Raw genomic sequence first — 24,293 nt, 5'->3', positions numbered from 1 at the left:
AATACGGACCAACACACCATCTGGAGGGGAACATGACCACGCCTGCCATCGCGGCCACCGGGCTGCGTAAGGCGTACCGCGACAACGTGGTGCTCGACGGTATCGACCTGGAGGTCGCGGCCGGCACCGTGTTCGCGCTGCTCGGCCCCAACGGCGCCGGCAAGACGACGACCGTGCGGATCCTGTCCACGCTGATCCGCGCCGACGGCGGCACGGCCTCGGTCGCGGGCCACGACGTGACCACCGACGCCGACGCGGTCCGCCGCGCGATCGGTGTCACCGGCCAGTTCTCGGCCGTGGACGACCTGCTCACCGGCCGGGAGAACCTGCTCCTCATGGCCGACCTCAACCACCTCGGCCGCGCCGAGGGGCGTCGCCGCGTCGCGGACCTGCTCGACCGGTTCGACCTGGTGGACGCGGCGACCAGGGCCGCGTCGACCTACTCGGGCGGCATGCGCCGTCGGCTGGACCTGGCGATGAGCCTGATCGGCGACCCGCGGGTGCTGTTCCTCGACGAGCCGACCACGGGGCTGGACCCGCGCAGCCGCCGCACCCTGTGGCAGGCGGTGCGCGACCTCGTCGCGGCCGGCGTCACGGTCTTCCTCACGACCCAGTACCTGGAGGAGGCCGACCACCTCGCGGACCGGATCGCGGTGCTCGACGGCGGCCGGATCGTCGCGCAGGGCAGCGCCGACGAGTTGAAGCGGCTCGTGCCCGGCGGTCACGTCGAACTGCGCTTCACCGACCTCGCCACGCTCGACACCGCCGCCCGCGCGCTGGGCGAGGTGGCCCGCGACGAGGACTCGCTCGTGCTCCAGGTCTCCCACGACGGCGGCGTGCGCGCGCTCAAGACCCTGCTCGACCGGCTCGACGACGCGGCCGTCGACGTCGAGGGCCTGGCTGTGCGCACGCCCGACCTCGACGACGTCTTCCTCGCCCTCACCGACAAGGAGTCCCGGCGATGAGCTTGGCCACCACCGTCTCCGATTCCGCGACCATGTTGCGCCGCAACCTGCGGCACACGCTGCGCAACCCGGTCACGCTGTTCGGGTCGCTCGCGTTCCCGATCATCATGCTGCTGCTGTTCGTCTACGTGCTGGGCGGCGCGTTCGAGGTCGGCGGCGACTACCTCGACTACGTCGTGCCCGGCATGCTCGTGCTGAGCATGGGCTACGGCGTGACCTACACGGCGATCAGCGTCTCCGGCGACGTGCTCGGGGGCATCGTCGACAGATTCCGGACCATGGCCGTGTCGCGGGCGGCGGTGCTGACCGGGCACGTCGTCGGCACGCTGCTGCGGACGGCGGTGTGCACGGCGCTCATGGTCGGCGTGACGCTGCTGATGGGATTCCGACCCGACGCCACCGTCGTGGAGTGGATCGCCGCCCTCGGCGTGGTGGCCATGCTGGTCTTCGCGATCACCTGGTTCACCGTCGCGCTCGGCCTGGCCGCCGGCTCCGCGGAAGGGGCGAGCTTCGCGGCGTTCCCCTTGACGTTCCTGCCTTTCCTCAGCAGTGCGTTCGTGCCGCCGGAGACGATGCCGGCCGCCGTGCGGGCGTTCGCCGACCACCAGCCGTTCACGCCGGTGATCGAGACGCTGCGGGGTTTGCTCACGGGTACCCCGATCGGGCACAGCGCGTGGATCGCCGCGCTGTGGTGCGCGGGCATCGCCCTGGTGGGCTACCTGTGGGCGCGGGCGAGGTTCACCCGCGACCCGTCGAAGTAGTCCACCGGGGCCTCTGGGCAGAGGGAGGCCGAGGGTGGACGGAATCTGGTGGGACCTCGCGTTGGTCGGCGTGCTGGTGCTGGTCAACGCGGTGTTCTCGGGCAGCGAGATGGCACTGGTCTCGTTGCGCGAAGGGCAGGTGCGGGCGTTGGAGCGCGAGGACGGCCACCGGGCGCGCACCCTGGTCCGCCTGGCCCGTGACCCCAACCGGTTCCTGGCCACGATCCAGATCGGCATCACCCTGGCCGGCTTCCTGGCCTCGGCGGCGGCGGCCGTGTCGCTGGCCGCGCCCCTCGTGCCGCTGCTGTCGTTCCTCGGCGGTGCGGCGAACCCGGTCGCCGTGGCGTTGGTGACCATGGTGCTCACGTTCTTCACGTTGGTACTGGGCGAACTCGCGCCCAAACGCCTGGCCATGCAGTACGCGCTGCCGTGGGCGTTGCTCGCGGCCCGTCCGCTGGACGTGCTGTCGACGGTGTCCCGGCCGGTGGTGTGGCTGCTCAGCACGTCGACCGACGTGGTGGTCCGGGTGTTCGGCGGCAACCCCGAGGCCGACGGCGACCAGCTCTCGCCCGAGGAACTGCGCGACCTGGTCGACACCCAGCGGCACCTGAACCAGGAGCAGCGCGAGATCATCACCGGGGCGTTGGAGATCCACGAACGCCGGTTGCGCGAGGTCCTGGTGCCGCGCCGGGAGGTCTTCACGCTCGCGGCGGACCTGCCCGTGGCGCGGGCGCGGGCGGAACTCGCCGCGTCGGGCTTCTCGCGGGCGCCGGTCGTGCGGACCGGGCACCTCGACGACGTGATCGGCGTCGTGCACCTGCGCGACCTGCTGGCCGACGACACCACGCTGGAGCGGGCGTCCCGGGACGCGCTCGTGCTGCCGGACTCGGTGCGCGTCGCGGACGCGTTGCGGCACTTCAAGTCCGAGCGCGAGCAGCTCGGCCTGGTGGTGGACGAGCACGGCGCGGTCGGCGGGATCGTGACGTTCGAGGACCTGCTGGAGGAGGTCGTCGGCGAGATCTACGACGAGTCCGACCGCGACGTGGCCGCCGTCCGGTCGGAGGCGGACGGGTCGCTGGTGCTGCCCGGCACGTTCCCGATGCACGACCTGCCCGACGTCGGCGTGGACCTGCCGGACGCGCCGGACGGCGACTACACCACGATCGCCGGCCTGGTGCTCGTGGAGCTCGGCCGCATCCCGGAGGGACCGGGCGACGAGGTGACCGTGTCGGCCTGGCGGGTCGAGGTGCTCGACGTGGCCCACCACGCCATCACGTCGGTACGCCTCACACCCCGGTCCTGAGCTTGCCGTTCCGGCAACGGGATGCGTGCTTTCGGCGGGTGGGCGGGCACAGTGGGGCCGGTCAGCCGCCGAACGAGGGGAACCTGTCGTGACCGAGCAGTTCGACGCCGCGTTCTGGGACGAGCGCTACCGGTCTCGGGACGCGATCTGGAGCGGACGGGCCAACCCGCAGCTCGTCGCCGACGTCGCCGCACTGCCGCCGGGGACCGCGCTCGACGTGGGCTGTGGCGAGGGCGGCGACGCCCTCTGGCTGGCCGAGCACGGCTGGGAGGTCACGGCGGTCGACTTCGCGCCGACCGCCCTGGCCCGCGCCGAAGCCCGCGCCGACTCGCTCGGCCTGGGCGGGCGGATCACCTGGACGCGGGCGGACGTGACCGCGCTGCCCGCCGACCTCGGGCCGTTCGACCTGGTGTCGGCCCAGTTCATGCACCTGCCGGGGGCCGAGCGCACCACGTTGGTCCGGGCGTTGGCCGGGCTGGTCGCGCCCGGCGGCACGCTGCTGTTCGTCGGCCACCACCCGCTCGACCTGGAGAACCCGGAGATCGGCCGCCCGGACCGGGCCGATCTGATGTTCACGGCCGAGCAGGTCGCGGCCGGTCTGGACGACGGCTGGCGGATCGTCGCGGAGACGCGCGCCCGCGTCGTCGACGGCCTGACCGTGCACGACGCCGTGCTCAACGCCCGACGTCACTCGCCCTCGGTGCGCGCCAGGTAGGCCGAGTACGGGATCGAGGTGCTCATCTCGGCCAGCCGCGCCCGCACCTGCGCGAGCCGGTCGGGCAGCGTCCGCTGTGTCTCCGCGATCCGCCACCGGTAGGTGCGGAACGCGAACTCGACGCCACCGACGTAGAACAACAGGGCGGTGGCGACGCCGGCCGCCCACCACAGCAGGTCGGCGGCGCCGATCCCGGCCGTCGCCGCGTGCACGATCAACGCGATGGTCAGGATGGCGACCGCGCACGCCACGCCGCCGACGTGCAGCGCGTTCAGGTACGGGTTGCGGGTCCGCCACCAGCGGACCCGGCCCCGTTCCGCGTCCGCGGCCATGATCGCCACGACCTCCTCGACCCGGTCGAGCACCAGTTCGGCGGTCCGCCGCCGGGCCAGCGGCAGGGGCCTGGTCCACCCGTCCCGACCGCGATCGAGGTGACGCCGGAGGTGGATCAGTTCGGACTGCACCCAGAACCCGGTGGGCCGGCCGGTGAAGTAGGGCCAGTGCCGCCGCGAGTCCTGCTTGCGCACCCACCCGATGGCGGTGACCAGGAGCGTGCCGATCCAGACGACGATCACCAGTCCCACGGTGGGGGCCGACAGGCCGCCCGCCGACACCACGACGAGCAGCAGCAACAGGAAACCCGAGAACATCAGCCCGAGCCCGAACACCACGTAGGACTTCTCCTCGGTGTTGCGCTCGATCGCGTCGTTGAGCCACTGCATCGGGCGGCGGAGCGCGAACTCGGTCCCGGCGATGCCGAACACGACGAACAGCGGCAGCCCCGGGATCACCGCGAACACCGCGAGGTACGGGCCCACCCCGGCGACGTGGAACCTCTCGGAGAGCAGGTCCGCGGCCGGGGCGACCACGCCGAACAGCACGAGGACGATCGCACCCGCCACGGCGACGGCCAGCCGTCCCCGGTCGGGCACCTGCTCGACCGTCAGCGGCTCCTCCTCGTCGGGTGCGACGCGCAGCCCGATCTCGGCGGCGAGCGCCTGGACGCCTTGGTCGAACCTGCCCAGCCGCAACGGCACGGCCTGGGCGTCGGCCAGTCCCCGGATGTCGTCCGGGAGGTCGCGGTGCCCGGGCAGTTCGGCGTCCCCGATCAGCACCGGGACCACCTCCTTGCCGGCGGCCAGCGCCTCGGCGATCTCGTACCGCACCCAGTCCTTGCGCGTCCCCTCCCTGGCCCGCAGATCGGCGAGCCAGTTCTCGTGGACGACCACCACGACGACCATCGCCTCGGTGATGCGCCGGCGCAGCATGTCGGAATACCGCCGGCCCGGCGGCAGGGTCGTGTCGAAGTAGACCGTGCCCGTCCCGAGCAGGCCCGCGAGCCGCTCGGCCAGCGCTTCGGCGGCCAGGGCGTGCGGGAGCAGGCGGCCGTCCGCGTCGCGCTGGCGGTAGTTGACGAACACCTTCACGCCGATGATTGTGGCGCGTCGGGCGGTCAGGACGCGGGACGCCACCCCAGTGCCGGGCCGAGCCGCGTGGCGATGTCGGTGAGGATCTGGGTGTAGTCGTCCTCGTCGAAGACGAACGGCAGGGCGAACGCGACCTCGGTGACCTCGCGGAACGCGGCGTGGGCGTGGAGCCGTTCGGCGATCTCCGCCGAGGTGCCGACGATGTCGGGTGCGAACAGGAGTCGGCCGGGGCCTTGGGGTTCGGCCGTGCGCGGGAGGCGTTCTTGCGCGTACGCCTCGTATTTCGCGCGCTGCTGCGGGCTCGCGGAGTCGGTCGGGATCACGACCAGGCCCTGCGAGACGCGGGCCGCGTCGCCGTCCGGGTGGTGCGCGCGGAACTCCCGGATCAGGGCGAGTTGGATCTCGGCGAAGTCGTGCGGGCCGGGCTGTTCGGCCTTGACCACGCTGCTGGACAACAGGTTCAGGCCGTTCTCGCCCGCCCAGCGCGCGGACCGCAGGCTGCCGCCGCCGTACCAGAGCCGCGAACCGAGGCCGGGGGAGTGGGGCTGGACGCGGTCGGAGAACACCTCGAACCCCTCCACGCCGCGGAAGTCCGACGCGCGGGCGCCGCGCACCAGGTCGACCAGCCGGCGCGCGCGGCCGTAGCCGAAGTCCTCGTGGTCGGCGGTGTCCGGGTAGAGCGCGTGCTTGACGTGGTCGAGGTGTCCGGGCGGGCCGACGCTGAACCCGGCGTCGAGGCGACCGCCGGACAGGACGTCGACCGTGGCCAGGTCCTCGGCCAGGCGCAACGGGTTCTCCCAGCCCAGCGGCGTGACCGCCGTGCCGAGGTTGATGCGCGACGTGCGCTGCGACGCCGCCGCGAGGACCGCGATCGGCGACGAGATGCCGTACTGGAGGTGCCGGTGGCGTACCCACGCGTTGTCGAAGCCGAGTCGTTCGCCGAGTTCGACCATCCGCAGCGTGCGCTCGTGACCGGGGCCCGGATCGGTGCCGTCGAACAGTCCGATGGTCAGGAAACCCAGTCGGCGCAACGGTTTCCGGTTCGTGGGCACGGCGACTCCCTGCTCGGGTGGACTGGACCTGAGTCTGGCACCGCTTCGGCGGCGGGGTGCGGGTGTCCCACTTGGCGGTACGGCGGGAACAGATCGGACACGCGGTGTGTTCGCCACTGGTCCGAATCGGTGAACTTCGGAGATCACGCCAGGTCGGTTCGGGCAATGCCTGGCACCGCTTCGTCAATCCGTATCGGTGATCGCCCGTTCGGCCGTCAGCCTGGGGCGTCTCGATTCGCGCCACGGGCGCCCGCGATCGAAAGAGGATGCATGTTACGTCGCTTGGCGGCTGTCGTCCCCGTGCTGATGCTCGTGGCGTGCGGAAGCCCGACGCCCGAACCCGCGCCGCACGTCGGCACCACGGGTGCCCCCATCACGGACGGCCCGCTGTACGACCCGCCGAAGTCGTTCGCCGATCAGGGCGTCTCCCTGACGAAGGACCGGAAAGCGTTGGTGGGCAACGAAGCCGCTTTCACGATCACCGCGAAGGAGGGCTCCAGCTCCGATGCGGCGCTGAACGTCCGGGCGATCGCCCTCGTCGACGGTGTCGAGCGGTGGGTGGCCAAGACGCCGGTGGAACGCGGTCCCGGCGATCCGATCCGGTTGTCGGGCGGTCAGGTCGTGTGGGCGGGTCTGGCCCGGGGGTCGAACGGTTTCGACCTGGTGGTCGGCGGTTTGGACGCCAGGACCGGAAACCAGACGTGGACTGCGCGGACCGCCTACCCGGGCGGCGCGTCGCCCCAGGAGACGCGGACGAGCGTTGTCGCGGCGAACGACGCTTTCGTCGCGGTGGTGGCGGGGTCGTTCGGCGCGCTGGTCGACGTGCGTGCCTCGTCGGCGACCGCCCTGCCCGCCGGATTCGTGCCGGTGGGCTTGGACGACCGCATCGTGGTGGGCCTGCGGACGTCCGGTGCGGGCACGATCGCGCAGGGGCTGGACGTGGGCACCGCGAAGGTGCGTTGGACCGGCTCCGCGCCGGTGCGCGACCTTCGTGCCGCGGTGGTGGTGCCCGGACTCGCGCAGTTCGTGGAGGACGTGCCGGCTGAGCCTCGGACTTTGTTGTTGGGAACGGGAGACGGGGGTGTGCGGGCGACCCTTCCTGAGTCCCCGTCGTGCAGTCCGGCCGCTCAGGACGTGGTGGTCTGCGTGAGTTACCACGACGTCACGGCCTTGGATCTGGCCGGTACGAGACTGTGGACGCTGCCCGACACGTCGACGGGTCGGCTGAATCCCGAGGTGGCGGCCGTTTACGCGGGGTTGGTGTACGGACGTGCGCATGGCGGCACGATCCTTGATGCCCGTACGGGTCGCGACGTGGCGACCGGCGTCGGCCGGGTCCCCGACGCCATCGTCCCCGGCTACGGCGTCCGCAGGGACGACATGACCGGCTTGACGTCCTACCGCGCCACCGGCTGACCCTGGGCGGCCCGCGCGGTGCCTGAACGCACATTTCGTGGTGTCTGAACGCACGACTCGCGGTGTCAAGAACCGCAGGGGAAATCGAGCCACTCGCCCGGCGGCACGCCGGCTCGGACCTCGTCCAGGTTCGCCAGGATCTCGTCCAACCGTCCCGGATCGGCCAAGTACTCCAACACCGCCCGGTGGAACGCCGTGCGCATGGTCGGCGGCATGAGATCGGAGGCGTCGAAGCAGAACGTCCCGGGCTCGGTGAGCTTCCCCGAAACCCGCTTCGCCACGTCATCCGGATAGGCCGCCGGAGGCACCCGCCGATTCACCGAGTACGCACCCCCCGACCCCGGCCAGATCGCCGAAGCCGAAGCCGAAGCCAGAAAGGCCATGAGCCGTCGAGCCTGCGGCGTGTCGTTGAACATCGCCGCCAGGTCCGCGGCCACCGCCTTCGCCGGCCTGCCTTCGCCGAAGGGGGGCACCTCGAAGAAGTCGTAGTCGATTCCGGCCTTCGGCTTGGTCTCGTACCCCTGGTAGCCGCCTGCGGCGAACGTCCCTTGGAGTTCGAGCAGACAGCCGGGTGGGTCGGTGAACAACCCGCGCCCCGCGTCGCCGAAGTCGGTCAGCAACGCCCCGCGTGCACCGCCCCGCACCAGGTCGGGGCCTGCCAGCGCGCCCCAGGTCTCCCATGCCGCCCGCACCGGCGAGGACGCCCACGTCAACCGCCCGGCGGTCCAGTCCTGGTACAGCGCGGGCCCGGACAACCGCAGCAGCAGGGTCTCTACCCAGTCCGTACCGGGCCACCCCGAGTACGGACTGGCGCCCATGCCCACGCACCACGGCGTGACCCGTGTCCGCCGCACCAACGCCTGGAGTTCCGCACCGCGCGCGGGCTTGGGCTCGATCAACTCCTTGGGGTTGAACCAGATCACGCCTTTCAAGTCGGCCTTCACCGCGAGCCCGTACTGGCGGTCGGTGGCCGCCCGTTCCAGCTCCAGCCACTGGTCCCCGTACTCCTCGCGGTGTCCGGGCAGCACGTCGTCGAGCGGGTGCAGATAGCCGCGCTTGGCGTACGTGGCCAGCTCGCCGGGACTGGGGAAGATCACCAGATCGGGCGGATCGCCCTGCTGCACCTCGGATTCCAGGACCTGGCCCAGTGCCCGCGTGCCGATGTAGTCGACCTCGATGCCCGTCTGCTCCTCGAACGCGTCGAGCACGCGGCGGAACTTGGCCTCCTCGGCGCCGCTCCACGAGGCCAGGATCGTCACGGTCGCCGTGCTGCCCGGAGCCGTGCACCCGGACAGCACCAGGAGGACCACCAGCACCAGGTTCCTCATCGCGGCTCGTACCGGTATTCCGCGAGGCGGGGCCGGAACCCGGACCACACCGCCACCAGGACCAGGACCCCCGCGACCGGCACGAGCGGTTCCACGCCGGCCATGCGGTCGGCGGCGGCGATCCGCTCGTTGACCGCCTTCACGCGGGTCGTCAGCTCGTGCTCGGCCACCGCCTCGACCCGCGGCACGGCCGGCAGTCCGGCGACGAACCGGTCCACGGTCTCACCGCACACGCGTTCGCACGTCCTGGTCACGAGCCCGCGCAACTCCCGCTGACCGCGGTCGCCGGCGACCGCGGCCCGTTGCGCCCACGCATCGGTCACGCCGCGCAGTTCGCCGGCCGCCACCTCGGCCCGGTACTGGGCCAGGACGCCGAACACCACCACCGCGCACAGCCCCAGGAGCGCGCCGCACCCCAGCAGCAGCGGCACGTTCCACCGCCGCCGGAACCGCCGCCTCAGATACCGCTGCGCCAGCACCAGCCGCACACCCAGCACCAGCGCGGCCACGGCCAGGAGACCGATCCACACCGGCGCCGCCAGGCTTTCCCCGAGCTGCCGGTCGAGCGCCTCCCGCTGCACGCGGGCCAACTGGTCCAACTCGGCCAGCACGCCGATCCCGGGTGCGTGCACCAGGCGTGAGGCGTACCAGAGATCGACGTCGGCCAGCGTCGAGCGTTGCCGGTAGTGCGCGTCGGCCTGGGCGATCCAGCCGGTGTAGGCGACCAGCAGGCCCTCCACCAGTTGGATCTGCCGACTGCCCTCGGCCGCCGCCACGTTGTGCTCGGCCACCCGCGTCAGACTCTGGCTCGCCACCGCGATCCGGTTCTGGTAGCGGTCGCCCGGCCCGGCCAGCTTCGCCTCGCCCGAGTCGAAGGCGTCGATCGCGAACGCGTCCGCCTCGGCCAGCGCGGCGTGCGCGGCGGTCGCCTCCAGCACGGCGGGCGCGCCGCGCGCGAGCACCTGCCCGATCCGGTCGTGCACGTCCCGCACCACGAACCACGACGCGGCGACGACGAGTCCCGTCACGACCAGCAGCACGGCCCGCAGCCGCAGCAGGTCCCGCCGGGTCGTCGACCCGGTCACGCGTCCGCCCCGATCGACCGCCCGCACGCCACGCAGAACCGCGCTCCCGGCGGGCACACGTGACAGCAGTGCGCGCACACGACGTCCGGCCCGGACGCCTCGCCGGCGGTGTCGACGTCGCGCACCTGGCTGGACATCACGGAACTCATCGCGAGCGCGAGCAGGTCATGCGGCGACACCGCGGTCTTGACCCGCACCTTGCCGTCGGCCGGGTCGCCGACCACGTCCACCAGCCGGGCCAGCCGGTCGAGCACGTGCCCGTTGCCCAGTCCGGACGCCAACGCGATGGCCCGTCCCCACTCCTGTTCGGCACGGGCGGCGTCGCCGACGTCGTACGCGTCGTAGCCCGCCATCACCGCGAGCCCCATCTCGCTCTGGCCGGTGTAGTGCGCCACGGCCGGGTGCAGGACGCTCGACAGCCGCAGGTCCTCGGTCCGGTGCACGCGCACCGGGACCGGACCGGCGACCGGGTGCGGCACGTCCCCGTCGAGCACGACCAGGTCCACGCGCGCGGCCTGCACCTCCTCGTCCGGCGGCACGGTGCCGCGGTCGATGTCCAGGCACACGTGGAAGTCCCGGGTCTCCGCGCCCCACGCCCCGGTCGGCAGGACGGTCGTGCGCGCGTCGACGACCACGCCGAACGACGTGAGGTCCGACCGGGTCGGCAGCACCTGCTTGACGAACCGCAGCCGCGCGAACGGCGCCGTGCGCACCCGCACCCGCACGTCGGGCAGCACCCGGCCCATGGCGGCCCGGGTCATGGCGGCGAAGTCGGCGACCAGGTCGTCGACGTCCTCCACCGCGTCGGCGGTGCCGTGCAGGGCCTGCACGATGGCCATCAGTTCCTCGGGCGCCCAGTCCACGCCGATGCCGCGCGCGTCGCACACGAAGCGGCCCGCGCACTCCGCGAGCACCGCCTTCAACTGCTCGGAGGTCTCGTGCTCGTTGCGGCCGTCGGTGAGCAGCATGACGTGCCGGACGGCCGCCGGGTGCGCGGCGAGCAGCCGGTTCGCCAGGCGCAGCCACGTGCCCATGGCCGTGCCGCCGATCGCGGTCAGGTCGCGCAGCGCGCGTTTGGCCGCCGTGCGCGACGTCGGGTCCGCCGGCACGAGCCCGACGTCGGCGGGGAAGACCTTGGTGGCGGTGTCCGTGCCCGCCACGATCGCGAAGTGCACGCCGTCGCGCATGGCGTCCACGGCCGCCGCCGCGGCCCGTCGGGCGCCCGCGAGTTTCGTCGGCGGGTAGTGCATCGAACCGGAGCAGTCGATCGCGATCACCTCGGCGGCCTCGGGCACGGTGGTCTCCGGGCCGTCGGGTCCCTGCGCGGCCACGGTGAGCACGGCGTGCATCTCGCCGTCGTGCGGCGAGAGGTACTCGTTCTGGCCGACGGACAGGGAGATCTGCGGTCGGGTCATCGCGCCGTCCTCGGTCGGATCGTGTTGGCCAGGTCGACGAGCACGCCGTGCGCCCGCGCGGAGCGGGCCTGCCGGGACAGTTCCCGGTACGACTGTTCGAGCAGCACGCGCAGTCCCGGCACGTCCGGCCGGGCGCCGAACACCTCCCCGGGGTACAGGGCGTCGGGGTCGCCGAGGTCGAACGCGGCCTCGCGCACCACCGCCGTGAGGCGCGTCCGGGACTCGTCGCCGTCCAGGTACAGCGCCGCCAGCCGGTACGCCGCCTCGCGCAGGTCGCCGGGTGCGGGCGGCGTGTCGCCCAAGTGTCCACAGAGGACGGACACGGCGGCGACGCGGGCGGCGTCGTGGTGGCGGGCCACGGTCGGCACGCCGTCGAGCACGGCCACCGCGCCCGCCCGGTCGCCGCGGCCCAGCCGCAGTCGGACCAGGCCGAACGCCGCGCTGCCGTTGGCCGGGTCGCGCCGCCACACCGCCTCGTAGAGCTGTTCGGCCCGGCGGTCCGCGCCCGCGTGCTCGGCGCAGTACCCGAGCGCGAGCTTGGGCGCGTCCTCGCCGGGCACCGCCTCGTACACCGCGTCGAACGCGGACGCGGCGCGCTTCACGTCGCCCAGCGCCAACGCCAGCAGCCCGCGGTGCCAGGACGACCGCCACCCGTCGCGGTCGGGTCCGACCACGTCGGGCAGCTCGGGTGTGGTCCCACCCACCGCGAGGTGGGCGCGGAACCGCGCGTACCGGGCCTCGACCGTGTCCGGCACGGTCGCCAGCTTCGCCACCAGCCGCCGCGGGTCCGAGGCGCCCGCCGCGACCACCGCGCCGACCACGTCCGCGGCCTCGTCGTCGGGGTCCACGCGGGGCACGGGCAGGCCGACCGCGACGGCGCCCGGCTCGGGACGCCCGTCGGGCAGCGAGTCGCCCGTGCCGCGGTGCCCGTCCCCGGTCCAGCGGGCCAGTGGCGGCACGGCGCCGAGCCCGGCGTCGAGCAGCACGCCGGTCGGCGCGAACAGCCGGGACCGCTCGGGCCTCGGCTCGCCGTCGCGCAGCGACGCCACCTCCCGGTGCACGCCGTCGAGCTGGTCGAGCAGCGCCCGCGCCGAGCGGAACCGCCGGTCCGGGTCGGAGTGGAAGGCGCGCTCGCGCAGGCGTCGGAACGACTCCAGTCCGATCGCCAGTGGGTCGGCGTCCCCGGTCCGGGCGGCGTCCTCGCTCACCCGGTACAGCTCCTCCATCATCCGCCCGACCGTGTACAGGTCCGTGTCCACGGTGAGGCCGCGCTCGTCGATCTCCCGCCGGTCGACCTGGTAGCCGGGCGTGCCGATGATCGCGCCGGACCGGTCGCCGATCCGCCGGACCGCGCCCAGGTCGATCAGCTTCACCCGGCTCTCGTGCTCGCCCCGGTTGCCCGGCCGCACGATCACGTTGTCCGGCTTCATGTCGCAGTACAGAAAACCGCGGTCGTGCAGGTACTCGAACGCCTCCAGCACGTGCCGCACGCACGTGAGCACGTGCTCGACCCGCAGCGGCTCGGCGCCGAACCGGCCCGCGCGGCCGATCTCGCCCAGCGACAGGCCGTCGACGTACTCCATCACGATGTAGTCGCGCGACTGGCCGGTGCGCTCGTCCGGGTGCGACACGAAGTCCGAGATCCGCACGATGTCGCGGTGGTCCAGCGTGGTCAGCGCGCGCCGCTCCACCGCGGCCAGGCCCGGGTCGGACGCGTCGATCAGTCCTTTGAGGACGACGTACCGGTGGTCGAGGTGGGTGTCGCGGGCCAGGTAGACCCAGCCGACGCCGCCGTGCGCGAACGGCCCGAGCACCTCGTACTGGCTCGCCACCGCGGTGCCGGGCGCGAGCGCCGGGCGGAACGAGTAGGGATGGCCGCAGCCATGGCAGAAGCCCTCGGCCAGGCCGGGCCGGCCGCCGCGCGCCCGGCCGACCGGCTCCCGGCACCGGCCGCAACTGCGGCGGTGCTCGGCGACCTGCGGATCGTGCTTCACGAGGCTGGGCGCGTCGGGAACTCGAACACCGGCAGCGAACGCAGACCGCCGGTCGTGCGCCGTCCGGCCGGCGGCGGCGCGACCGGTCGTGGTGTGCCGTCGGGCCTGCGGAAGCACGTGTCGCAGAAGCCGGTGTCCTCCACGGTGCCGCCGCAGTCGGGGCGGGGGCACCGGTCGGCGGTCACGGGTCGGCCCTTCGGCCGACCGCCAGCCCGTACTCGCGGACCGCGTTCCCGGCCGCGCCGGGGTCGAACGGCGTCGCCGCCAGCGCGTGGTCGGCGACCCGGTACAGCGCGGTCAGCTCCGGGTCCTCGGCCAGCCCGGCGCGGTGTGCTTTGGCCTGGTAAGCCTCGAGCAGGCCGCGTAACTCGCGGCGTTCGTCGGGCGGGTCGACGGGCAGGGCGGCCACCCGGGCGGTGAGCCGGTCCAGCCGGTCGCGGGCCTTCTCGACGCCGAACTCCCGGACGATGCCGCGGATCGCGGTGACCCGTCGGCGCAGCCCGGTCGTGCGCTCGTCGAACCGGCCGCCGCGGGTGATCCACCGGCTCAGGCAGCCCAGGCGCTGGTCGACCTCCCACGCGCGGGCGGCGTCGAGCGCGGGGGAGGAGGCGCGGCGATAGCCGAGCACGAGCCGGGTGCCGTGCGCGGCCAGCGGGCGCAGCACGTCGGCGAGCAGCGCCTCCGGGTCGGTGGCGTCGTCGACCGCGTCCACCACGACGGTCATGGCGGGCACGCCCGCGCGCACCAGGTCGGACGAGCGGACACCGGCCTCGACGTCGATCCCGGTGCGGGCCACGACCCGGCGGGCGACCTCCTCGGGCGTGCGCCCGGACGCGTCCACCGCGAGGTCGATGCCGCCGACCCGGTCCGCGTCCGCGCGGCGCGACTCGCGGTCGGCGCGGGAGACCAGCCGGTACAGCTCGTGCCGGTCCGCGCCCGCGACCGTGATCACCAGGTCGCCCAGCGCGGCCCGGTCCAGCCAGTCGGCGAGCGCCCTGGCCACGTCGGGCAACTCCACCGCGGGGTCGAGGCGGTCGCTGAACACCTTGTCGGCGGCGGATTCGCCGGTCACCCAGCGGGCGACGTCGGGCACGTGCGCGACGATCGTCTCGACCGGGCTCAGCCACGACCGCGTCGAACCGTCCGTGCGGTCCCGCTTGACGACGATGCCCAGCACCGCGCCGGTCCGGTCGTCGACCACGCCACCGCCGTGGAATCCCGGTTCCAGCCGGGGTTCGGCCGCGGTCCGGCCGCGCATCTCCAACCACTCCGCGCCCGGCCCGGTGCGCCCGGCCAGGTGCAGGCGTGCCCACACGCCGTCACCGCGCGCGTCGGGATAGCCGTAAGTGTGCACGAGCCGGTCGAAGCTCAACGCCGTGCGACGCAGCACGGCACCGGCCGCGGGCAGGTCCTCGTCGAGTTCCAGCACGGCCACGTCGCCGCGGCCGTCCGGTCCCGGCGGCACCCACCAGCCCGGCACCACGCGGGCGGCGACCGGTGCGGCACCGACGCGGCCGGCGAGCGTGTGCGCCAGGCCGAAGACCGCGTGTGCGCAGGTGAGGACGTGCCGCGTGCCGAGCTGGACGCCGGCGCCGAGCACGGAGCCGGTCCCGTCGACGAGGCGCAGCCGCCACGGTTCGGGTCCCCCTCGCCCTGCCACCACGGCTGGAACATACGGGGACCGGCCGGGGGGTCGGGACCGCTCGTCGGCCAACCGCTCAAATGGCCTAGCCGGCAGGCCGATGCTCACGCAGGCGTGCCGAATTAGTGCGGACATCCCCCTGTCCGTGTCTGTATATTCGGATACGGATAATCACCTGAGGGGAGCGGATCATGACCGACGGGATCGCCGAGTGGGGTCGCGAGCTGGCACGGGCGTGGGAGCGCGGCGACGCGACGGCCTACGCCGACGCGTTCACCGAGGACGCCGAGTACGTGGTGTTCGACGGCCGGCGGCTCAGCGGTCGCCGGGAGATCGAGGACGCCCACCGGTGGCTGTTCTCCGGACCGCTCAAGGGTTCCCGCCTCGTGGGCACGACCGAGGTCGACGTCCCGCCGCGCTTCCTGCGGCCGGACGTGGCGGTCCTCGTGTCCGGGGGCGCCGTGGCGGGTCCGGACGGCGGGGTGCCGGCGGGGGCGGCGTCCGTGCAGACCTCCGTGCTGGTCCGGGAGGACGGCCGCTGGCGGTGCGCGTCGTTCCAGAACACCCGCGTCACGTTCCGGGAGGGGTGACCTCGCCCCCCGGGCAGGCTGCCGCGGGCGGGTTCCGGGTGTGACCGGGAGCCGCGGACGTGCGATCGACCGTTCCGCTGAACGGTGATGGCCTCGGTACCGACCAGGCCCTGGCCGATGTCCTCCGTGTCGCCTCGGCCCGGGCGTGCGGCGTCCGGGGGTGGATCGGCCCCACCCCCGGACCGGCCGATCTCACGCGGTGTCCGCGATCACCTCCGGCGTCGGCAGGTCGATCCAGCTCAACGCCACGTAGGTGCGCGCCATCGTCTCCGGCGTGAGGCGGATGCCCGTGCCGTCGACCACCAGGTCGCCGTACTTCGCCATCCGTTCCAGGTACGCGTGGACATCGGGTCGTTCGCACGCACGTCGCAGGGACACCCCCGTGCGTTCCTGGAACAGCCGCGCGTCCACGCCCTCGCGGGTGGTGAGCGCCTGCGCCAGGAAGTGCTTCACCAGGTTGTCGCTCCCGGCCGGCACGTCGACGTCGAACGCGGTCGGGTTGTCGTTGAACCGGGCGAGCCGGCCCTTCGTCGTGGCCAGGTACCGTTGGCGCACCAGGGAGTTGGCCCCGGCGCCGAACCCGATCCAGTCCATCTTGAGCTGGTAGTACGCCTCGTCGGACAGGCAGTGCGGGCCGCCGAAGTACGACATCGCGTACTCCGGGTGCCCCGCGCCGGTCAGCAGGTCGGCGGCGAGCCGGTACGCCCGCAGTTGCCGTTCGACGTTCAGGCTCGTGTTGCCCCGGTCGACCTGCTTGCGCAGCACCGTCCCGGGGCTCGCCCGGTACGGGTAGACGGAGAAGTGGTTGACCGGCAACGTGAGCGCGCGTCGCACCGTGTCCTCCACCTCGGCCAGGTCCTCGTCCGGGAAGCCGACGATCAGGTCGATGTTGATGTTGTCGAAGCCGGCCTCGGCCGCCTCGCCGACCGCGCGCACGGCCTCGTCCGCCGAGTGCGACCGGCCGATCATGCGCAGCCGGTCGTCGGCGAAGGACTGCACGCCGATGCTGATCCGGTTGAAGCCCAACGACCGCAGCACGTCCAGCTTGGCCCGGCTCAACGATTCGGGGCTGCCTTCGATCGTCGCCTCGACCACGCCCGACAGGTCGAGTTCGGCGGTGATCGCCCCGTGCAGGCGGCGGATCTCGTCGATGTCCAGGATGCTCGCGGTACCGCCGCCCCAGTAGACGATGCGCGGCTCGTACCCGTCCGCGCGCAGGCCGGGCGCGTGTGCCGCGACCTGCTCGGCCACGGCGTCGAGGTACCGCGTCCGGCCCGGCGTCTCCGGCGTCAGCCGCAGCTCGCGGGTCGGCACCTGCACGACCCAGTCGCAGAAGTGGCACTTGGAGTTGCAGAACGGCACGTTGGCGTAGACGAGCAGCGGCTTGGTCATCAGCGGTTCCCCGATTCGTCGTCCTTGCGCCAGAACGCGCCGGTCCAGTCGATGCGCTCGATCGGTGTGGTGATCCCCCGTGCGGTGCGGAAGTCGTCGACGGCACGTTGGCAGCTCCGCAACGCGTAGTCGTCGACGATGCAGAACCCGCCCGGCGACAGGCGGTCGTAGAGGTGTTCCAGTGCTTCGATGGTGGACTGGTAGAAGTCCCCGTCCAGGCGCAGCACGGCGATCCGCCCGATCGGCGCGGTCGGCAGCGTGTCGGCGAAGAAGCCCGGCAGGAATCTGACGTGCTCGTCGAGCAGGCCGTAGCGGGCGAACCGCGCGCGGACCTCGTCCACGGCCACCGCGATCGGGTAGTCGAGCCCGTCGAGGAAGCGCCGCACCTCGGGCGTGGCGTAGACGTAGTCCTCCGGGTACCGCTCGGCGTCCGGCTCGGGGAAGCCCTGGAACGAGTCGGCCAACCACACGTCCCGGTCTTCCACGCCGTGCACGGCGAGGACCGCGCGCAGGTACGCGCAGCAGCCACCCCGCCACGTCCCGGTCTCCACCACGTCGCCCGGCACGCCCTCGACCAGTGCGGTCTCCAGGCAGTGCCGGGCGTTGTCCAGTCGGGCCCAGCCGATCATGGTGTCCGCGTCCTGGTGGGCGAACACACCCTGGAGGAGCTGCTCGGGGGTCGCCGCCGCGTTCGCGGGTCCGGCCAGGAACGGCGACCCGTCGTCGGACAGCCGGGTCAGGCACCGCTTGAGCAGGTCGAGGTACGCCTCGCCGGCCTCAGTGCGCACTGCCGTCGTCATGCTCCGGTCCTCTCCGCGCGCAGGCTCAGCCCGGCCGCGCGCAACTCGTCCAGTCCGTCGAGCCCGTCGGGGCCGGCGACGAACGCCTCCAGGTCGAACCAGGTGATCGAGGTCGGGCGGGTGCCGACCGGACCGGTGCGGCCGTCGGGCAGGCGCGGCAGCCGTTCCGGGTCGAACGCGTCGGCCGAGTCGACCAGGTAGACCGCTCCCCACAGGCGCTTGCGCTCGTCGGAGAACCAGGCTTTGAAACGCATTCCGGGCAGGGCCGCGTAGTCCGCGGCGGCCCGGTCGCGGACCCAGGCCCGCAGTTCGGGGAAGTCGACGCCCGACTCCTTCAGGTCGAACGCGACGATCACGAGGTGCACGGTCTCCTCCTCACGGGAACGGGTGCGGGTGGGGGTTCGGGTCGGCGACGACCCGGGACAGGCCGTCGATCCGCCGGTTGCGGTGGCCGAAGGTCATCGGGAGCGCGCCGGGGACGAGGACCTTGACGCAGGAGAAGCCGCCCGCGCGGTGCTCGGGTGTCGTCTGGTCGACCACGACGACGTCGAGTCCGGCCGCGAGCACGCGGTCGACCACGCCACGCAGGTCGTCGGCGAGGTCGGTCGTCGGCCGCGGGTCTGCCACGGGCAGCGCGCGCCGGTTCGGCGTCCGGTCGAGGAACGCCAGGCGCTCGAACGCCTCGTCCGTGCCGTAGAGCGTCGAGTGGTCGTGCATGGTGCGCACGAGGTCGGGGTCGTCGACCATGAGCCGTGCGCGGTCGCGTTCGTCGGGGAAGCGGTCGACGAAGTCGGCCAGCAGCGGCCCGAGTTCGCTCAGCGCGCCCACGATCGCACGTTCCAGCGTCAGGTGCGCGCCCGCCGCGCACACCAGCATCGGCCGGTCGTCGCCGAACCGGTCCGGCCGCACGGCCATCGCCCACACGCTCGGGATGCCGTGCTCCGCGGTGCTGTCGTAGAGCCGCACCTCGTACCCGGTGTCGGCGGTGATCGCCGCGACCTGCACCGGGATCATCCGGTCCGTCGCGCCCGAGACGTCCAGCAGCGGCAGCGGGATCCGGTTGTACCAGGCGAGCAGGAACGCGTCCCGCTCCACTGCCTCCAGCAGGCCGTAGAGCACGGCCTCCTCCGGGCACGAGCCCAGCGCGCAGCCGTTGGAGATCTCGTAGGCGAACGGCCGGTCGTCGGGGTCGTCGTGGCGCAGGTAGTAGTAGGCGAACGACTCGGGTACGAGGACCGGGCCGCCGCGGCGGAACGAGTGGCCCCACACCCACCGGGCGGGTGCCTCGGGGTGGAACGGGCGGAAGTCCGCGCCCGCCGGCCGGTCCACCGGGTGCAGGCCCAGGGTGCGCGGGTCCAGCGCCCGGTTGGCCAGCCCGGCGTACGTGCCGCGCACGACCGTGCGCCGCCCTCCGGGCTCGACGCCGCCGTAGCGCTCCAACGCCTCCAGCAACCCGGTCACCGCGCTGGTCCGGTAGCCGCGCGACCGGCCGACGCCGGGTTCCACCGCGCCGGGCACCCGGATCGGCATCATGGCGCCGGCCACCACCAGGCCGCCCTGCGTGCCGCGTTTCATCTCCCGCACCAGGCCGGTTTCCGCGTCCACGTACAGGTCGAGCAACGAGTCCAGTTCGTCGGTCACCGGGCGGACCCGGTAGGTGTCCGGCCGCGCTTTGGGCCGCGGTCGTGCCGTGAACCGGGCGGCGTCCTCGGTGTCGTCGGGCAGTCCGCCGCACACCGGGCACAGCGGTTCGGGCAGGAAGCGGTGCCGGGTCACGCGCAGTCCGGCGACGTCGACGCGCAGGACCGCCTCGTGGGTGCGTGCCGTCCGGCCGTGTGCCTCGGCCGCGACGAGTTCCGCGACCAGGGCCACCAGCGGCGCGGGCAGCAGCGGGTGCTCCTCCGGCGCGGGGTGCGCGTCGCGAACCGCCTCGACCCGGCCGTGGTCGGCCTTGGCCCGGGAGGTGCGCAGCCGCAGGCACTCCAGGCAGCCCGGCGTCCCCGGCCGGACGAGCGGGCCGACGTCGACCCGCCCGGACCCCACCAGGACCGGCAGCACCGGCGTGGTGCGGCCGTCGGGCTCGTGCCGGTCGAGCGACACGGGCACCGCGACATCGGTGCCGTCGGCGGCCCGCGCGACCGCGTGGACGAGCGCTTCGAGCGCGATCGTGAAGTCCACAGTGGACTGTGTCACGTCAACACCACCCTGACGACGAAGGGCACGACCCGGTGCACCGCACCGTCGTGATCGAGCGGGACGAGGAGCGGCCGATGCCCGGCGGCGACCAGCGCGGCGAGCGGGTCGACCGGGTCCGCGACCCGGGGTGGACGCGCCGGGCCGCGCAGCGACTCCGGCAGGTCGGGCACGTTCGGCGGCGCGTAGACCGGTTGGCCCGTCGTCCGTGACTGCCAGGACAGCAGCGTCCGGTGCAGGCACTCGCGCAGCGCGGCCGTCGGGTCGACACCCGAGCCGTACGCGACCGTACGGCCGGACAACGCGGCGCCGAACGTCGGGACGCCGAGCGGCCCGGTGACGTCGTGCACGGTGACGGGCTCGCCCAGCGCGTGCAACATCGCCACCGCGTGGTCGAGCACCGGGTCCCCGCCGACCGCGTCGAGGTCGACGCCGTCGAACGGCGCGACCGCCGCACGGGCGGTGGCCACCGTCAGGTGCAGGCAGTGGTCCAGGGCACCGGCCGACACGGCACCGGGCCAGTCGTACCCGGCGGCGACGCCGCGGTGCCCGACGGGCGGTGCGACCTCGCGGGCGGACCCGTCCACCGCGTCGACCGCGGCGAGCGGACCGGCGGGCGCGGCCAGTGCGGCGTAGCGCGCCACGCCCGTGAGCACCGCCCGGTAGCGGGCGGTCTCGAAGTCGATGCCCGCGCCCGTGACGACGGGCCGTGAGCCGTCCGGTGCCGAGACCCTTGTCCTCGTCACGTGCAGCGGCAGTTGCGCCAGGTCGCCCTCGTCGACCTCGTCCAGCACCCCGAGCCTGGGGTCGACCAGCACGACGGCCCGCCTCGAGAACTCCTCGGCGTCCAGACCGGGCAGCTCGGCCAGAGCCCGCACCCGGTCGCGCACGTCGGCCCGGTCCGCGCCGCCGGTCGGCAGGTAGCGGTGGTCGTGCGAGGCGAGCGTGCCGGTGTCGAAGCGCACCAGGCGCGGCACCGGGTCGGGTCCGCGCAGACCCGTGGCGTACCGGAACAGGTCGTGCGCCACCTGCGTGGCGACCACGGTCGACGTGGTGTCGTCCAGGCCGGCACCGGCCGTCGGCTCGGCGGGGACCAGCCGTCGTCGGGCCTCGTGCCAGCCGTGGCCGTCGCGTCCGGGCACGAAGGCCGGGTGCCACCAGACCTCCCCGTCGGCCACGACCACCTGGGCCAGCGGCACCTCGCGGTGCGCGCACAGCCCGGCGACGGCGCCACCGGTCGTCCCGTCGCACACCTGCACCACGAGTCCGGCGTCCTCCGGCTCGGCGTCGACCACCGCACAACCCGTGCGCCGCAAGGCTTCCCGCAGGACGTCGACGAGCGCGCCGCCGCCGACCACCGCGACCGGCATCCGCCGGTACCGCTCGAACCGGTGCGCCGCCGAGTCCAGGTGGTAGCCCAGGTAGGAGATCTGCGCGGCGTGGGCGGACAGCTCGTCGTCGGTGAGTCCGTGCGGAAGTTCGTCGCGTACCTCTCGCACGACACCACGCCGCACCAGACCCGTCAGGAGGGCACGCACGGCGCCACGGCGTGCCTCGGGCAGCCCGTCGGCGATCCGGTCGAGCGTGAACCGGCCGTCGAGCACCGGAGCCAGCCTGGCCAGCCACTCGCCGGTGGTCGTACCGGGCAGGAACACCTCGCCGTGCGGCGCGAGCACCTGGACGCCGTCGGACGTCGCGGTCCAGCGCGCGTCCGGACGCAGCAGCAGTCGTGCGCTCATCGGGCCAACTCCCACACCGGGACCTGGCGCACACGGCTGCCCAGCGCGAACTCGCCCACCGCGCACTCGACGAGCGGATCGCGTCCGGTCGCCTCGGCGAACGCCCGGGAATCACCGCCGCCGAGCGCGCACGGTGCCAGGCCCATCGCCGTCGCGACGCAGTACATCGTCTGGTAGAGCACGCCGACGTGCTTGAGCGCCAACGAGTACGGCATGGCCTCGTACTTCCACATCAGCCGCCCGATCCGCGCCGAGACGCCGACGAGCACCTGCGGCGGCCGTTCGGCCACAGTGGACAGTGCGGCGACCCGGGACATCCGGCGCACGGCCGGATCGGCGTCGGCACGCACGAACTCCAGCCGGTGGCCGTGCGAGTCGTAGTGGTACAGCCCCGGTTCCAGCCCGTCCACCAGGCGTACCAGGGGGTACAGCTCCAGTTCGTAGACAGAGCCGCCGGAGGGGTACGGGCGGCTCGCGTACTCCTGGCCGTCGTCGCCGACCCGGGTCAACCGGGTGCGCGCGCACCGGTACAGGAACTCGCCGAGTCCGTCGAGGGTCAGCGGGTGCGCGTCGTCCTGCTCGCGGACGGTCTCGCGGTCCTCCAGCACGGCGGTGAGCGTCGGGTCCTCCCGGCGTCGTGCGGGCAGGTCCGGCACCGCCAGCGGTACGACCGGACCGGCGAACGGCTCGGGGACGGCGGGCGGCGCCGGGAACCGGTCGCGCGCCCAGAACGTGCCGCCGAACCGGTCGCCGAGGTAGCCGCGCCGGCCCAGCCGGCTGCGGTCGTGGAACCACAGCTCGTGCGGACTCCACTGGCGCAGCGCGAACTCCTCGTCCTCGGCGCCCGTGTCCGGCACGAGGACGCCGGCCCAGTGCAGGTCGCGCACGACCCGCTCGGGCAGGCCGCCGGCGGGCAGGCCCGCCAGCAGCGCCAGCACGTCCGCGTCGTGGACCCGCGTGTCGCACCACGCGCGCGGCGATTCTGCCACCGTCTCGCCGTCGACCCGGTGCAGCACCGCGAACCGGGACAGCACGGGGTCCGCGGGCACGTGTCCGGGCATCGGCGGCGGTGTCGTGAGCGGCACCAGCGTGTAGAGCGGTCGATCGCGCCACACCACCGTCACGGCCAGCCACCCGCCATGCCGCAGGCGGTCGAGCAGGGCGTCGACCCGTTCCGGGTCGGCGAGGGCGCGGAGCGCACCGGTGCCGGTCGGACCGGCGGCCAGGGCGCGCAGGACCGCGTGCAGGTCTTCGTCGAGTTCGCCGAGCCGGTCGGCGTTGGGCCACGCGAGCAGCGCGACACCGCCGTCCCGGCCGATCGCGCTGTAGACGCCGGGCCGCAGCGACAACAGCTCGCCCACGTCCGCCGCGACCGCGATGTCGGTCATGGTCGTCCCCCCAAGTCGTTGGTGGCCAGGTGGTTCACGGGTGTGGGGTCGTCCCGCACCAGGTCGAGCGCGCGGACACCCTCGCGTTCCTCGACGGCGTTGGCCGCGAGGTGGCACAGGGCGAACCGCTCGACGGGCCGGATGCCCAGTCGGGTGAGTTGGAGGTAGGCGCAGTTCAGCAGCACCCGGTACGTGCCGAACGCGACCGAGGGCGCCACCTCGGCGTGCCACCGCTCGTTCGTGTCGAGCGTGCGGTGGAACTCACTGGTCGCGGCGCCGCGCACGCGGTCGAAGGCCAGTTCGCCGGTGGCGAGCAGTTCCCCGGCCCGGTCGCGGACCGGGTCGAGGGCGGCCAGCCAGCGGCGCACGTGCGGCACGGCGGCCTCGCAGTCCACAGTAGACGTTACGGCGTCGAGCCGGTCGCGCAGGGCTTCGCGGCGTCGTGCGTACTCGCCGTCCCAGCGCCGTCGTACCGCTTCGCGGTCGCCGTCGGCCAGGAACGCCTCGGCGTGCGACCGGAACGACACGAAACCGCCCGCGATGCCGCCCTCGGCGTAGGCGTGCGCGGTCGCCAGCACGAGGTCGAGCGCGATGCCGAGCCGTGAGCCGCCCGCCCGGACGTCGGTCAGCACGTCGAACAGCACCGGGGTCGTCGCGACGTGCGCGGCCGTCACGAGGTCCGCCGCCGCGCCGAGCACCGCGGACCGGTCGTCGTGGTCGGCCCGGCGCACGGTGTTGTCCGGGTAGAACGGCGTGAGCGGCCCGGAGACCTGCTCGGCCGCCGCCAGCCTCCGGTGCGCCGGCAGCAGCGCGTCCTGGTCGAGCACGGTCGTCGACGGGTGCGCGGCCAGGTGGTCGGCCAGGCGGCGGACGTCGTCGTCCGGCACCGGCTCCGGGGTGATCACCCGCAGGTGCGGCCCGCGTTGCCAGTGGCGCAGGAAGTACCCGCCGGGCACGGACTCCAGGACCGGTCGGACGGCGTCGAGCAGCAGGTCGTCGCAATCCGGGGCGTGGTGGGCGATGTGCAGTGCGTGCGGCGTCATCGGGTCGCCTCCGGCTGCCGTCCCGCGCGAGCCGGGCCGGTGTCG

At 73.5% G+C, this 24,293-nt stretch carries 21 protein-coding genes; 6 read left to right on the top strand and 15 right to left on the bottom strand.

Annotation, left to right across the window (positions count from 1 at the left end; genetic code table 11):
- The first annotated feature begins 32 nt into the window (after window positions 1-32).
- The 4 genes from F4559_RS19905 to F4559_RS19890 all read left to right on the top strand — a co-directional run bounded on the left by F4559_RS19905 (window position 33) and on the right by F4559_RS19890 (window position 3,744).
- Window positions 33-965: an efflux ABC transporter ATPase subunit, DrrA-related gene (locus tag F4559_RS19905; RefSeq protein ID WP_184670832.1), complete on the top strand. Its 933-nt coding sequence runs from the start codon at window positions 33-35 to the stop codon at window positions 963-965.
- Entirely contained in the window at window positions 962-1,726 is a 765-nt protein-coding gene (locus F4559_RS19900) for an ABC transporter permease (RefSeq protein WP_184670830.1), read from the top strand. The genes F4559_RS19905 and F4559_RS19900 overlap by 4 nt, the downstream gene beginning before the upstream one ends.
- Before the next feature lie 34 nt (window positions 1,727-1,760).
- Window positions 1,761-3,029: a hemolysin family protein gene (locus tag F4559_RS19895; RefSeq protein ID WP_184670828.1), complete on the top strand. Its 1,269-nt coding sequence runs from the start codon at window positions 1,761-1,763 to the stop codon at window positions 3,027-3,029.
- 88 nt (window positions 3,030-3,117) lie between these two features.
- Window positions 3,118-3,744, top strand: a complete 627-nt coding sequence (locus F4559_RS19890; protein WP_184670826.1) for a class I SAM-dependent methyltransferase — start codon at window positions 3,118-3,120, stop codon at window positions 3,742-3,744.
- On the opposite strand, the gene F4559_RS19885 is transcribed toward F4559_RS19890, so the two are convergent.
- Both F4559_RS19885 and F4559_RS19880 read right to left on the bottom strand, forming a co-directional pair.
- Window positions 3,717-5,171 carry a TIR domain-containing protein gene (locus tag F4559_RS19885; RefSeq protein WP_184670823.1) on the bottom strand — a complete coding sequence of 485 codons (1,455 nt, stop codon included), beginning with the start codon at window positions 5,169-5,171 and terminating at the stop codon, window positions 3,717-3,719. The two genes, F4559_RS19890 and F4559_RS19885, sit on opposite strands and share 28 nt — an antisense overlap.
- A gap of 26 nt (window positions 5,172-5,197) precedes the next feature.
- Window positions 5,198-6,223, bottom strand: coding sequence for an LLM class flavin-dependent oxidoreductase (locus F4559_RS19880; protein ID WP_184670821.1), 1,026 nt, complete (start codon window positions 6,221-6,223; stop codon window positions 5,198-5,200).
- Between the two features lie 282 nt (window positions 6,224-6,505).
- On the opposite strand from F4559_RS19880, the gene F4559_RS19875 reads away from it, so the two are divergent.
- Window positions 6,506-7,639, top strand: a complete 1,134-nt coding sequence (locus tag F4559_RS19875; RefSeq protein WP_184670819.1) for a hypothetical protein — start codon at window positions 6,506-6,508, stop codon at window positions 7,637-7,639.
- A gap of 65 nt (window positions 7,640-7,704) precedes the next feature.
- Here F4559_RS19875 and F4559_RS19870 read toward each other — a convergent pair whose 3' ends face one another.
- From F4559_RS19870 to F4559_RS19845, 6 genes are read right to left on the bottom strand one after another with little or no spacing between them, the layout of a single operon-like run.
- On the bottom strand, window positions 7,705-8,967 hold the full coding sequence (locus F4559_RS19870) for an ABC transporter substrate-binding protein (protein WP_184670816.1): 1,263 nt from the start codon (window positions 8,965-8,967) through the stop codon (window positions 7,705-7,707).
- On the bottom strand, window positions 8,964-10,052 hold the full coding sequence (locus F4559_RS19865) for a GlnX family signal transduction membrane protein (protein ID WP_184670814.1): 1,089 nt from the start codon (window positions 10,050-10,052) through the stop codon (window positions 8,964-8,966). The genes F4559_RS19870 and F4559_RS19865 overlap by 4 nt, the downstream gene beginning before the upstream one ends.
- Window positions 10,049-11,467: a vWA domain-containing protein gene (locus F4559_RS19860; protein WP_184670812.1), complete on the bottom strand. Its 1,419-nt coding sequence runs from the start codon at window positions 11,465-11,467 to the stop codon at window positions 10,049-10,051. The genes F4559_RS19865 and F4559_RS19860 overlap by 4 nt, the downstream gene beginning before the upstream one ends.
- Complete coding sequence (locus F4559_RS19855; protein ID WP_184670810.1) at window positions 11,464-13,461, bottom strand: serine/threonine-protein kinase; 1,998 nt, start codon at window positions 13,459-13,461, stop codon at window positions 11,464-11,466. Before F4559_RS19855 ends, F4559_RS19860 begins: the two co-directional genes overlap by 4 nt.
- Complete coding sequence (locus F4559_RS36445; protein ID WP_184670808.1) at window positions 13,458-13,646, bottom strand: hypothetical protein; 189 nt, start codon at window positions 13,644-13,646, stop codon at window positions 13,458-13,460. The genes F4559_RS19855 and F4559_RS36445 overlap by 4 nt, the downstream gene beginning before the upstream one ends.
- The gene (locus tag F4559_RS19845; protein WP_184670806.1) at window positions 13,643-15,124 is read right to left on the bottom strand and encodes a trypsin-like peptidase domain-containing protein; all 1,482 of its coding nucleotides are present in this window, start codon (window positions 15,122-15,124) and stop codon (window positions 13,643-13,645) included. Before F4559_RS19845 ends, F4559_RS36445 begins: the two co-directional genes overlap by 4 nt.
- Before the next feature lie 170 nt (window positions 15,125-15,294).
- On the opposite strand from F4559_RS19845, the gene F4559_RS19840 reads away from it, so the two are divergent.
- On the top strand, window positions 15,295-15,693 hold the full coding sequence (locus F4559_RS19840) for an SgcJ/EcaC family oxidoreductase (protein WP_184670804.1): 399 nt from the start codon (window positions 15,295-15,297) through the stop codon (window positions 15,691-15,693).
- Between the two features lie 192 nt (window positions 15,694-15,885).
- Here the strand turns inward: F4559_RS19840 and F4559_RS19835 are convergent, their stop codons facing one another.
- Genes F4559_RS19835 through F4559_RS19805 form a run of 7 tightly spaced genes read right to left on the bottom strand, consistent with a single transcriptional unit; the run spans window position 15,886 to window position 24,248 of the window.
- Window positions 15,886-17,085 carry a coproporphyrinogen-III oxidase family protein gene (locus F4559_RS19835; RefSeq protein WP_184670802.1) on the bottom strand — a complete coding sequence of 400 codons (1,200 nt, stop codon included), beginning with the start codon at window positions 17,083-17,085 and terminating at the stop codon, window positions 15,886-15,888.
- On the bottom strand, window positions 17,085-17,885 hold the full coding sequence (locus F4559_RS19830; RefSeq protein ID WP_184670799.1) for a TylF/MycF/NovP-related O-methyltransferase: 801 nt from the start codon (window positions 17,883-17,885) through the stop codon (window positions 17,085-17,087). Before F4559_RS19830 ends, F4559_RS19835 begins: the two co-directional genes overlap by 1 nt.
- A complete protein-coding gene (locus tag F4559_RS19825; RefSeq protein ID WP_184670797.1) occupies window positions 17,882-18,250 on the bottom strand; it encodes a hypothetical protein in 369 nt (122 codons plus the stop codon). Before F4559_RS19825 ends, F4559_RS19830 begins: the two co-directional genes overlap by 4 nt.
- A 10-nt stretch (window positions 18,251-18,260) precedes the next feature.
- Window positions 18,261-20,078 (bottom strand): TOMM precursor leader peptide-binding protein, encoded by a 1,818-nt coding sequence (locus F4559_RS19820; RefSeq protein WP_184670796.1) that lies wholly within the window; start codon window positions 20,076-20,078, stop codon window positions 18,261-18,263.
- On the bottom strand, window positions 20,075-21,817 hold the full coding sequence (locus tag F4559_RS19815; protein WP_184670795.1) for a YcaO-like family protein: 1,743 nt from the start codon (window positions 21,815-21,817) through the stop codon (window positions 20,075-20,077). The genes F4559_RS19820 and F4559_RS19815 overlap by 4 nt, the downstream gene beginning before the upstream one ends.
- On the bottom strand, window positions 21,814-23,205 hold the full coding sequence (locus F4559_RS19810) for a SagB/ThcOx family dehydrogenase (protein WP_184670793.1): 1,392 nt from the start codon (window positions 23,203-23,205) through the stop codon (window positions 21,814-21,816). Before F4559_RS19810 ends, F4559_RS19815 begins: the two co-directional genes overlap by 4 nt.
- The gene (locus tag F4559_RS19805; RefSeq protein ID WP_184670791.1) at window positions 23,202-24,248 is read right to left on the bottom strand and encodes a thiopeptide maturation pyridine synthase; all 1,047 of its coding nucleotides are present in this window, start codon (window positions 24,246-24,248) and stop codon (window positions 23,202-23,204) included. The genes F4559_RS19810 and F4559_RS19805 overlap by 4 nt, the downstream gene beginning before the upstream one ends.
- Window positions 24,249-24,293 lie beyond the last annotated feature (45 nt).

This window comes from Saccharothrix violaceirubra (genome assembly GCF_014203755.1).
Lineage (GTDB): Bacteria > Actinomycetota > Actinomycetes > Mycobacteriales > Pseudonocardiaceae > Actinosynnema > Actinosynnema violaceirubrum.
Note: the sequence above shows the minus strand (reverse complement) of the source record. Positions and strands in the feature narration are given on the sequence as shown.

What these genes read in the sequence shown, in the direction of transcription:
- F4559_RS19905 (WP_184670832.1), top strand. Translation starts at nt 33, where the DNA reads ATGACCACGCCTGCCATCGCGGCCACCGGGCTGCGTAAGGCGTACCGC.
- F4559_RS19900 (WP_184670830.1), top strand. Translation starts at nt 962, where the DNA reads ATGAGCTTGGCCACCACCGTCTCCGATTCCGCGACCATGTTGCGCCGC.
- F4559_RS19870 (WP_184670816.1), bottom strand. Translation starts at nt 8,967, where the DNA reads ATGAGGAACCTGGTGCTGGTGGTCCTCCTGGTGCTGTCCGGGTGCACG.
- F4559_RS19860 (WP_184670812.1), bottom strand. Translation starts at nt 11,467, where the DNA reads ATGACCCGACCGCAGATCTCCCTGTCCGTCGGCCAGAACGAGTACCTC.
- F4559_RS19840 (WP_184670804.1), top strand. Translation starts at nt 15,295, where the DNA reads ATGACCGACGGGATCGCCGAGTGGGGTCGCGAGCTGGCACGGGCGTGG.
- F4559_RS19835 (WP_184670802.1), bottom strand. Translation starts at nt 17,085, where the DNA reads ATGACCAAGCCGCTGCTCGTCTACGCCAACGTGCCGTTCTGCAACTCC.
- F4559_RS19830 (WP_184670799.1), bottom strand. Translation starts at nt 17,885, where the DNA reads ATGACGACGGCAGTGCGCACTGAGGCCGGCGAGGCGTACCTCGACCTG.
- F4559_RS19815 (WP_184670795.1), bottom strand. Translation starts at nt 21,817, where the DNA reads ATGAGCGCACGACTGCTGCTGCGTCCGGACGCGCGCTGGACCGCGACG.
- F4559_RS19810 (WP_184670793.1), bottom strand. Translation starts at nt 23,205, where the DNA reads ATGACCGACATCGCGGTCGCGGCGGACGTGGGCGAGCTGTTGTCGCTG.
- F4559_RS19805 (WP_184670791.1), bottom strand. Translation starts at nt 24,248, where the DNA reads ATGACGCCGCACGCACTGCACATCGCCCACCACGCCCCGGATTGCGAC.